The sequence below is a fragment of the Microcoleus sp. BM001215392 genome, from assembly GCF_036700185.1.
In the GTDB taxonomy this organism is placed as follows: domain Bacteria; phylum Cyanobacteriota; class Cyanobacteriia; order Cyanobacteriales; family Microcoleaceae; genus Microcoleus.
Map to the genome: position 1 here is coordinate 1 of NZ_JAUBOJ010000265.1, position 10633 is coordinate 10633.

A 10633-nucleotide genomic window follows, 5' to 3' on the forward strand; every position below is an offset into this window, starting at 1 on the left:
CGGTTGGATATTTCCATTTGAGAAATTTTGCCTAATTTGCGATCGCCCTTTACACCTCCGTTTTGACGCTGATAACCAGCTACACGCTGAAGCAGAACCTGCGATCGCATTTGCGGACGGCTACAGTTTATACTTTCATCACGGCGTTAAATTGCCGGAACAATACGGAAAAGTACATCCCGATTTGTGGCAAGCAGAATGGCTTTTATCTGAAGACAATGCCGAATTGCGTCGATTGTTAATTGAGAGAATTGGTTACGATCGCATTTGCCAACAACTCCAAGCAGTAGAATTAGATAGTTGGCAAGAATACACGCTGTTAAAAATCGATAACGCTGATATAGAGCCGATTTACTTGTTAAAAATGACTTGTCCTAGCACGGGATTTATTCATGCTTTGCGAGTGCCGCCAAATGTAGTATCAGCACAAGAGGCAATTCGCTGGGTAAATTGGGACGTTGACTCAGAGGAGTTTTCCGTGCAAACTTAAAGATTTGTCATTACCCACAAGCCCTAAGCGGGGTTTAAACCCCTGGCTCAAAGCTAAAGTCCGTTAAAACGGACTGCTAATATTAACATATACGATAAATTAACAGCAAATATTTTCTCAAAAGGCGATATCATTTTTTAATTTCAGTCGGTTTCAACCGACTTAAGCTTTGAGGCCGGGGTTTAAACCCTGGCCGGACTATTCGCTAGTGCCATACCTGCAATGAAAATGAAACGTACAATTGCAATACCTGCAAGAATTTACGCAATCTTAACAGCACTAATTTTAATTTTGTTTCTCTCTCCATTCCCTGCTTTGGCGCAAGGAATACCCGCACCGCAACCAGGCCCAACTAACCCCCAAGAACTAGAACTTTTCATTGATGATTATTTTGCCCAGGAGATGAGTAAAGAGCACGTTCCGGGTGCGGTGTTTACTCTGGTAAAAGATGGCAAAATATTTTTTAGCAAAGGCTACGGCTATGCTGATTTAGAAAAGAAAATACCTGTCTCGCCAGACAAAACGCTGTTTCGCGTCGGTTCTATCTCCAAGCTATTTACAGCTACAGCAGTCATGCAATTAGCGGAACAAGGTAAACTCAATTTAAATGATGATGTTAACAAGTATTTAAAACACTTTAAAATTCCCAATACCTTCCCCAAACCGATCGCATTTACCAACCTCTTGACTCACACCGACGGTTTCGATGCGGGATGGGGTATCGGTGCATTCGCCCGCAGCGCATCGCAGATGAAACCCTTAGGTGATTTTATCGCAAAACGGCTGCCGCCCCGCATTCTGCCGCCCGGTGAAGTATTTCTCTACAGCGACGTGGGAATAAATTTAGCGGGCTATTTAGTCGAACAAATTTCTGGGATTCCCTTCGCGGAATACATTGACAAAAACATCTTGCAGCCGCTGAATATGCGCCGCACCAGCTTTGTACAACCGCTGCCGCCTCAATTGGCATCGGATTTGGCTGTAGGCTACAAATACAAGGATGGGGCTTATCGGCGAAGACCTTTTGCATATAGCAGCACTGTTCCCGGTAACACGCTGATGGCTACAGCTACAGACATAGCACATTTTGCGATCGCCCATTTGCAAAACGGCCGTTACGAAAACGCCCGCATCTTAAAGGAAGCTACAGCAACAGAAATGCACCGGCGCCAATTTGCACAGTATCCAGGTATGGTAGGTTCCGCCTACGGATTCTTTGAACGAGTGCTAAACAAACAGCGGACAATTTCACACGGAGGCCGCCATGCCGGATATACTAGCGAATTGTATTTACTGCCCGATCGCAATTTAGGATTTTTCATTTCTTGTAACAACAATCCTACACCTTTAGCAGATAAATTAGTTAACAATTTTTTAGATCGCTACTATCCCCCAGACAAGATATTAAAACCCATTCCCCAACGCATCAACAGTTCTCAAGCACACTTGCAAAATCTCAGCGGCAACTATCGCTACGTTCACTATCCCCACCGCACTATTGAAAAGCTAGCCGCAATTTTCGGAGAAGCGGCGGAACTTCGGACTTTTGCCGGTCAAGATGGAACGTTATCGCTTTGGGTGCCAGAATTTAAGTCAGTTGAAATCAAGCCGCTGTTATTTCGCTTTCTTTACTCGAACAATCTCATGGGATTTCGGCAGGAAGATGGACGGCGAATCACTCATATGTTTCTCGGTGAATCAGTTTATGATTCTCTAGAAAAGTTAAGCTGGTTTGAAACTAACGATTTTCAGTTGAAGTTAGCGATTTTCTGCACGCTAATATTCTGCTGCACTTGCATTGTAGCCCTCGCTCGCCACCTGCAAAAACCCACTTTACCTCGCTCGAAAATAGCTCGTTTGGGACTGTTTTTAGCTGTTTTAATCAGTGGCTTAAATTTAGTATTTTTAATTGGCACGGGTTTGGTTTTGTCTCAAGCTGATTTTTGGGAGTTATTCTTTGGACTGCCGGGAATATTTAGGTTGTTGCTGTTGATTCCACCGATTAGCACTTGTCTGACACCGGGATTGATTGTGTTAGCATTTCTTACTTGGAAAAATCGCGGCTCTCTAATTTGGAAAGTTTATTACTCTTTAATTGCGCTGGCTGGCTGCGGATTTGTATCAATTTCGATCAACTGGAATCTTTATAGCCCTCGATTGTAAGTTAAATCTTGACTAAAAGCTCGACGATTTTATGCCAATCTAAAAAATCATTAATAGAATGTTTTTTGTTGAGTTTTTTTGCTCAAATATTGTCGTGGTGGTGCGTCGCTAGCTAGATTTTCCGTCTGTTTTTGCATACAATCAATGGAGCCACCCCCTAGCAATACTGGGTGTTCGCGAGCATTGACGTAGAATATAATCTGTTGTATAATAGAATGTTATAAAATTCCCAGCTTGCAACTCAAATGATTGAATCAACTGAGAAACGCCAAGTTCGCCGAGGTCGCATTTTCCCGGAACGCCGGAGTTCTCCAGAAAAAATCGCTCAAGGAATTGCTCAAAGAACAGAATTAGGCAAGCGATGCCGCCAAATATTCGATCGCATTTGCCCGCAGTTGATGCCTACTCATTACAACTGGTTTATCGCCATTGATGCAGAAACTGGCAACTACTTGCTCGATTCCAAGTTCGATGGATTGATGCAACAAGTGAAAATTCATTATCCCAGCAACGGCAAAGTTAGGCTAACTACTTTTCGGCTAAACGAACAGGGATACTGCGGCTTAATATGATTTCTGGTCGGTTTGGGGAACGGGGAGAACTGATTTTCGAGATTGAATTAGTGGCAGCTAACGGAGAGCAAATTGCTGTTGATGTGCTGCTGGATACAGGATTCACGACAGGTTTCTTGGCAGTTCATGCTGATGATATTGAGGATTTAGGCTGGTCTATTTTAACTTCTGATGTTGAAATGCAAACGGCAAGAGGAACGGAATATTTTGATATTTATGAAGGTCGGGCAATTGTTGACGGTCGAGAGTTTATTATTTCCGTTCATGTAGGCCCGCAACTACCTGAAATTCTATTCGGCCGTCAGTGGCTGACGCTAATGAAGCTGGCGATCGATGAAAGAAATGGAATTTTAACTTTAGAATATGCGGGAGAGTGACATTTGCTGATATTTGCGATCGTCTTAATCCATAAAACTCTAATCAACATTGGCCCTGTGCCACTTAAAATGGTGGAATGCACAAACCATCAATTTAAGAAAAACTGTTAATAAGATAAGAAAGAAGCCCGCCTTCAGTCAAAGGTGGGCTAAATTCATGCCAGCTTACCGACAGCTAGGCAATCGGGTCTCTTAGCGGATTGACGTAAAAGTTGAGAAAAAGATCCTAATCTTCCGGAAAAACTTATCCCCAACAATTAAGCTTCAGTTTACCCAAGCAGATGAGGAAAATTTCGCACGCAGCGATGTTTTCCTGCAATTGGGGAAATGCTGGAGCTTTATTTTGCCAGCAATTCCCAATCTGAAAGGGTTTAAGCGTCGTGATCGTGAGCAAAGCGGCGGAAGAGGAAGTCTAGGGCGTAGTTCCGCAAGTTGTAATATTCGGGATCTTCCATCATTTGTACCCGATCGCGCGGACGTGGGAAAGGAATCTCCAAAACTTCGCCAATCGTTGCTGACGGGCCGTTGGTCATCATCACCAGTCGATCGGCCAAAAACAGCGCTTCGTCAATATCGTGAGTAATCATTAACACTGTACAGCGGTGATCGTTCCAGATTTTCAGCAACTCTTCCTGCAATTCTTCCTTGGTAATTGCGTCGAGAGCACCAAAGGGTTCGTCCAAAATTAGCACCTTCGGACGAATTGCTAAGGCGCGGGCGATCGAAACCCGCTGTTTCATACCGCCGGAAATTTGCGGAGGTCTTTTCTCAGCAGCTTCTGTCAGTCCCACCATGGCCAAATGATCTTTGACGATCGCATTTTTCTCGGCTTTCGACTTCTCAGGAAATACAGCGTTAACGGCAATGTAAACGTTTTCAAACACAGTCCGCCAAGGCAGCAAAGCATAACCTTGAAACACTACCATGCGATCGGGGCCTGGCTTTTCGATCCGCTCCCCGTTAATCGACACGGTTCCCTCGCTGGGATGGCTAAAACCGGACACCATATTTAACAGTGTTGACTTACCACAACCGGAGTGTCCGATCAGAGTAATAAACTCTCCCTCCGCTACGGTCAAGTTAACGTTTTCTAATGCTCTATAACCGTTTGGATATACTTTATGAACATTGTCCATCACCAAAAAAGGCTGGCGGCGATCGTTCGGTTGCTGGATCTGGGTTTTGGTGTTCGTCTGGTTGACAGCAGTATTAATCATGGGTTTGAGAAGCCGTTAGTGGGTGATTAGCGATAGCAAATAATGGAGTTTTGAATGGTGAGCTGCGAGTTGAGACTGTAGATTTGCGAGTTCCCTGTATATTTTCAGTATTGAGTTTTAATTGTCAGACTTTTGCATCAATTATATAATTGTGCCGCTTCACTCTCAACAATGCAATCAATCACTTTGATTTCTGATTCATTTTGTCTGACTTCTGAGTTAATAAGTCTCGGACAGGGGCGATCGAGAACCAAGCAATTTTTTCACCTTTTAATATCTCAAAACTCACAGAGCACCATTAGACATTGAGCCGGTGGAAAGCAGTCCACCGGCTGGGGCGGACACTCAACAGATCCTAAGCAGCTCTGCGGCCAGAATCCAGAATCACTTCAGCCATCGTGTAATCGCGTTTAATCGCTAGATTGTTGAGATAGCCGATCGGATCTTCAGCATTAAACACCGAGCCATCAAACAAACGGAGAGAACCCCGAGTGTAAGTAATATCAGACATTCCCAGCTCGCGCGCTGCGGTACTGAAGGGGCCGACTCGCACCACCCGTTCCAGAATTTCTACCCAGTTGCGGGGGAACACAGTATCGCCCCAACGCGCCATCTGTACCATGTGCCACAACTGTTCGGTACGGCTTGGGCGGTTCACCCCGTCGCCGGAGAACAAGTGGTGGGCGTATTCCCGCATCGGAGTATCCAGATTGCAAGCAGTAGATTTGGGATCGCCAATTTGGATGTAACTCTTGTCAGTGGCGACGTATTCCCGTCCTGACACAATTTCGGAAACTTCTTGAGCGTGGGCCGGATCGCTGCAATAGTGGCAAGCTTCTAGCAAAGCTTTCACCAGAGCAATGTGAGTGTTGGGGTAAGCATTCGCCCACTCTTCCCGAACTCCCAGAATTTTTGCCGGATGTCCAGGCCACAGTTCCAAATCCGTAGCCACGGTAAAGCCGACTCCTTCCATGGATGCGCGCAAGTTCCAAGGTTCGCCGACGCAGAAACCGTCAATAGTCCCGCCTTGTAAGTCCACGATCATCTGGGCTGGAGGGATGTTTTTGAGCAAAACATCGCGATCGGGGTCAATTCCGCCGGAAGCCAGCCAGTAGCGCAGCAGCAGGTTGTGCATCGATGAAGGGTGAACGATGCCCATGCGGTGGGTTTGCGCGGGGGTTCTGCGCAGCATTTCTTTGAAATCTGCCAGAGTGTAAATCCCTTGGTCGTAGAAGCGACGAGCCAGGGTAATTCCGTTGCCGTTGCGGCTCATGGTGAGGGCTGTAACGGTTGCTATGGGCTTCTCTTGGTGGCCTCCCAAGCTCAACCACGCTGCCATCCCTGAGGGCATTTGGGCTGCGTCTAGGTATCCGGCGGCGATGCCGTCTACGATGCCGCGCCAGCTTGTTTCGCGCACGAGATGCACTTCATCGAGGCCGTGTTTGGCAAATAAGCCTTTTTCTTTGGCGATCGCCAGGGGAGCGCAGGCCGCTAGGGGGATAAAGCCGAGTTCGAGGTTGACTTTTTCTAGGCCGTGGCGGGCGATCGCGGGTACTTTGCGCGCCCGCAGTTTTTTCACCCGTTTCTGCTGGTTGAGGAAGTAAATCATTTCGCTGCGCAGCGCGTAGTAGCTGGGGTGCGAGACTACTTCCATCCGTATGCGCGGGCGGGGGATGTCTACGTCGAGGATGCCGCCAATTTTCGATTCTGGGCCGTTGGTGAGCATGACGATGCGATCGCTCAGTAGCACTGCTTCGTCTACGTCGTGCGTTACCATCAAGGCGCTAATTTCGTACTCTTGGCAGATTTCCATCAACTTTTCTTGCAAGTTGCCGCGAGTCAAAGCGTCTAGGGCGCCGAATGGTTCGTCTAAGAGTAAGAGTTTGGGACGCAGGGCTAGGGCGCGGGCGATCGCCACGCGCTGTTTTTGTCCGCCCGACAGGAGTGCCGGTTGCTTCTCGGCGTGGGGCCCCAAGCCCACCATCTCAATGTGTTTTTGGATGATGTCGAGGCGCTCGGCTTTACCTAGGCCGCTCATTACTGAGTCTACGGCGAGGGTAATATTTTCTCTAACAGTCCGCCAAGGTAGCAGCGAATAGTTTTGAAACACCACCATGCGATCGGGGCCGGGCTGAGTGATTCTTTGTCCGTCGATCGTCACCAATCCTTCTGTGGGCAGATCCAAACCTGCCACCATATTTAGTAGAGTAGATTTACCGCAACCCGAGTGTCCGACTAAGGAAACAAATTCTCCTTTTTTAATTTCTAAGTCGATGCCTTTGAGGGCTATGTATGTACCGCCGTCTGTTAAATTAAATGTTTTTCCGACTTGTTCTACCGCAATCAAAACTGACATGGTTTTCTTGCCTTTCTTGTAGGTTTGTCCTTGATTTTTTGATTATTGTTGACTGTTGACCGTTAGCTTTTATATTATGCCGATCGCCCAACTGCAATAATGATATTGGTTCGTAGTGAGGACTTCAGTCCTCTTAAAAAGCTGAGGACTGAAGTTCTGCTAATCCTTTAACTCGTTACCAGGCACAGCCTAAGAACCAGTTAGCTCTTATCCACTCTCAACAGTTGTCAACGATCGACTTTTTTCAACTATTAACTGTCAACTGTCAACTGTCAACTGTCAACTGTCAACTGTCAACTTAGTTATTTGCCTTGAGAGGGAGCAATTTTTTGCTGCAACCATGCCATCAGGCGATCGAGCATCAAACCAACAGCCCCAATGTAGAACACCGCTAATAGAATTTCACTGATGTAGTTTTGTTGGTAAGCATTCCAAATAAAGAAGCCGATACCTGTAATCCCCGACATCACGATTTCCGCTGCAATAATTGCCAGCCAAGCCAAACCGATCGCAATTCTCAATCCGGTGAAGATATAAGGAAGCGCCGACGGAAACAAGATATTGATGTAATATTCCTTCCGAGAAAGTTGCAGCACTTTGGCTACGTTGTTGTAATCGTCAGGAATTTGACGGACACCTTCAGCCGTGTTGATCAAAATCGGCCAAACAGAGGTAATGAAAATCACGAACAAAGCAGCAGGTTCGTTTTGTTGCAATGCAGCCAGGGCGATGGGTACCCAAGCCAAAGGCGCTACCATCCGCAAAAACTGGAAAATTGGGTCTAAAGCCCTGTTCAGGAAGGGATTCGTACCTACCACAACTCCCATGCTAATGCCGACAGCGGCCGCGAGAGTGTAGCCTTTTGCTACCCGTTCCAAACTAGCCAGAGTCTGCCAAAATAAGCCGACTCCGTAGGTTTTGGAGTTCATGAAAGGATACATCAACAAAATCCGCGTCCGTTCGTCAGTCCAAACGCTAGTTGGGGGTGGCAACTTGATGATTCCAGTACCCGACAGGAATTGCCAAACTAACAGAAATCCTAAAAGTCCTAAAATTGGCGGCAATATATTTGAGGAGTTCTTCTTCCAAAACTCGCCAAACGCTCCTTGGACATCGACTCCGCCTCTCCGATTTGTGCTGACCGCCATCTTGCTAATCTCCTGTGTTTCTGCTGTTTTTTTTTCGAGACTAAGTTATGGGAAGCTTCTACCCATCACGCTTTTTTAATTGCCAAACTCTTGAGGTAATCTTCGGGCTTGTCCGGGTTAAATTCTTTGCCGTCAAAAAACTTCTCAACACCCCGAGTGGGTTTTGTGGGAATTTCACCATCAGGTACTCCGGCTAATTTAGCCGCTGCTTTCCACAAATCTTCGCGGTTAACTTTGCCGATGATTGCCTTAGAATCTGCCAAAGTTTTTGTTGGCAAGAAACCCCAGCGGACGCTTTCGGTTAAGAACCACAAATCATGGCTCTTGTAGGGATAGGAAACGTTGCCGACTGGATCCTTCCAGTACAGCGTACTCATGTTGAAGTCGTTGATTTCGGGCTTGCCGTCACCCATGACATACTTGCCTTCATAGGGAGGAAGCAACACTCCAGGAGCTACGTCAAAGAAGTTTTTGCCAGAAACAATCGACACCAATTCAGCACGATTTTCTGGTTTGTCGCACCACTGCTGCGCTTCAATTATTGCTGCTAACAGGGCTTCGGTAGCTTTGGGGTGTTTGTCTACCCAGTCGCCGCGAATTGCCAGGTATTCTTCTGGATGTCCTTTCCAGATTTCGGCAGTTAAAGCGGACAAGAAGCCAATTTTTTCTTTGACAATCCGTAGCGGCCAGGGGTCACCTGTACTGAAACCGTCCATGCTGCCGGTTTTCATGTTAGCCACGGTTTGGGCGGCCGGTACTGTTAGCAGTTCGACATCTGCGTCGGGATTGATGCCGTTAGCTGCTAGCCAGTAGCGAATCCACAAATCTTGGTTGGCTTTGGGAAAGGTGTAGGCTGCTTTGAAGGGCGTACCTGCTTTCTTGAGTCCGAGGATGTAGTCTTGGGCGGATTTTTCGAGTTTGAGTCCGAGACCTTTACCTTCATGTTTGGCAGCGATCGCAATTCCATTTCCCTGAGTGTTTAGCTGTAACAGCACGTACATCGGGATTTGGACGCTGTTTTTGGTGATCAGGCCTTTGCTGATCAAGTAGGGCATCGGCATTTGCCACTGGCCGCCGTCAATGCCGCCACCTGCAGAACCAATTTCTACGTTGTCTCGGGCCGAACCCCAGTTGGCTTGTTTGGCGACTTTGACATCTACCATGCCGTATTTGGCAAAGAAGCCTTTTTCTTGGGCAATAATTAATGGTGCTGATTCGACGATCGGGATATATCCCAATGTAATCTTCGTGCTTTCGATGCCTTCGACTCTTTTCTCATTGGCCACCGCAACTGCTGATGTGGCAGCAGGGACTCCTCCAGCCCCACCAGCACCTGAACCACCGCCAGCAGTAGCACCGGGTTCCGGGGGATTTCCCAAACAGCCTTTGAGCAGTATGGAACTGACAGCAGACGCACCTGCTGTAACTATAAATTTGCGCCGCGAAAAATTTTCTGAAAATTTTGTCATAGCCTAGCCTCGCTCCAATACATAATCTTCTGTAACGACATCACTGAAGTTTATCAAAGCGCTTTTTTATTGTTCGCTAGTTGGGTTTAGGGAACTCTTTTAAGCGCCGGCAAAGCAGGATGGAGCAGAAAAACTTATTGTTACTATAAGCTTTTGTGATATCCCTGCTGATTTGACTGTTTTGATTAACTCGATGTTGCGATCGACCAAGTTGCGTTAACTCGCCAGCAGCGAGCTCCACGTTTTCTTAGCTTGATTATTCAGTTTACCGTACTGTAGCTGTAATTATAAAACAAATATTAAATTTAAATGATAAGCATATGTTGTAGAATCTTGCGTTTTATTAAGTATTTCTTGGTGTTGCAGGCTGGTGCGACCTTCTAGCCCATATTTTGTCAAAAGCTTGCAGTGTAAGAGTTTGGGGAGTTTTCCGCCGCCGGAATTCTCATTTTTGTGAATAATTTGCCAAATCTCATACTTTTGGTAGGTTGACCAATTTTTAAAAATGTTGTATTCGCAGTTGAGGTGCTACCGAGCGATCGCCCCTAGGGACGGCGGGCTTATATGAGAAAAAAATGAGACAAAAAATGAAGTTTTGAGTAGAAAGCTGAGAGACTGACGGACAGCCAAATGCTCAAAATTCAAAATTGTCAAGTATTCAATTGTCGGTAAGTAGAGGGAAGAAGGAACAAGGAAGTCGTCAAGCGTGAAGAGGGAAGAAGAGAAATGGAAGTCGGTATGAAAGGCTTCGCTCAAGGCAAAAATAAGGAACAAGTCCGAGAGAGTATCCCGTTTTTGTAGGGGCTCTCGCATTCGCGCTGAAAATCTCTCGTATAGTCGA

Annotated in this window: 9 protein-coding genes; 4 read left to right on the plus strand and 5 right to left on the minus strand. The window is 46.4% G+C overall.

The window, feature by feature from the left end; all coding sequences use genetic code 11:
* The 4 genes from QT974_RS23505 to QT974_RS23520 form a co-directional block, all read left to right on the plus strand.
* Nucleotides 1-490: DUF6745 domain-containing protein (locus tag QT974_RS23505; protein WP_333470834.1), on the plus strand; the 490-nt coding region annotated here is incomplete at its 5' end.
* A gap of 228 nt (nt 491-718) precedes the next feature.
* Nucleotides 719-2653 carry a serine hydrolase domain-containing protein gene (locus QT974_RS23510; RefSeq protein WP_333470835.1) on the plus strand — a complete coding sequence of 645 codons (1935 nt, stop codon included), beginning with the start codon at nt 719-721 and terminating at the stop codon, nt 2651-2653.
* A 245-nt stretch (nt 2654-2898) separates the two neighbouring features.
* Nucleotides 2899-3225, plus strand: a complete 327-nt coding sequence (locus QT974_RS23515; RefSeq protein ID WP_333470836.1) for a hypothetical protein — start codon at nt 2899-2901, stop codon at nt 3223-3225.
* The gene (locus QT974_RS23520) at nt 3222-3602 is read left to right on the plus strand and encodes an aspartyl protease (RefSeq protein ID WP_333470837.1); all 381 of its coding nucleotides are present in this window, start codon (nt 3222-3224) and stop codon (nt 3600-3602) included. The genes QT974_RS23515 and QT974_RS23520 overlap by 4 nt, the downstream gene beginning before the upstream one ends.
* A 371-nt stretch (nt 3603-3973) precedes the next feature.
* On the opposite strand, the gene QT974_RS23525 is transcribed toward QT974_RS23520, so the two are convergent.
* From QT974_RS23525 to QT974_RS23545, 5 genes are all read right to left on the minus strand, one after another.
* Nucleotides 3974-4819: a nitrate ABC transporter ATP-binding protein gene (locus QT974_RS23525; RefSeq protein ID WP_333470838.1), complete on the minus strand. Its 846-nt coding sequence runs from the start codon at nt 4817-4819 to the stop codon at nt 3974-3976.
* A gap of 355 nt (nt 4820-5174) precedes the next feature.
* Complete coding sequence (locus QT974_RS23530) at nt 5175-7175, minus strand: ABC transporter ATP-binding/substrate-binding protein (RefSeq protein ID WP_333470839.1); 2001 nt, start codon at nt 7173-7175, stop codon at nt 5175-5177.
* A gap of 302 nt (nt 7176-7477) precedes the next feature.
* Nucleotides 7478-8323 carry a nitrate ABC transporter permease gene (ntrB, locus tag QT974_RS23535; RefSeq protein ID WP_333470840.1) on the minus strand — a complete coding sequence of 282 codons (846 nt, stop codon included), beginning with the start codon at nt 8321-8323 and terminating at the stop codon, nt 7478-7480.
* Nucleotides 8324-8388: 65 nt separating this feature from the next.
* Nucleotides 8389-9792 (minus strand): CmpA/NrtA family ABC transporter substrate-binding protein, encoded by a 1404-nt coding sequence (locus tag QT974_RS23540; RefSeq protein ID WP_333470841.1) that lies wholly within the window; start codon nt 9790-9792, stop codon nt 8389-8391.
* 528 nt (nt 9793-10320) lie between these two features.
* Nucleotides 10321-10633 (minus strand): hypothetical protein (locus tag QT974_RS23545; RefSeq protein WP_333470842.1); only part of this gene is annotated, 313 nt, incomplete at its 5' end.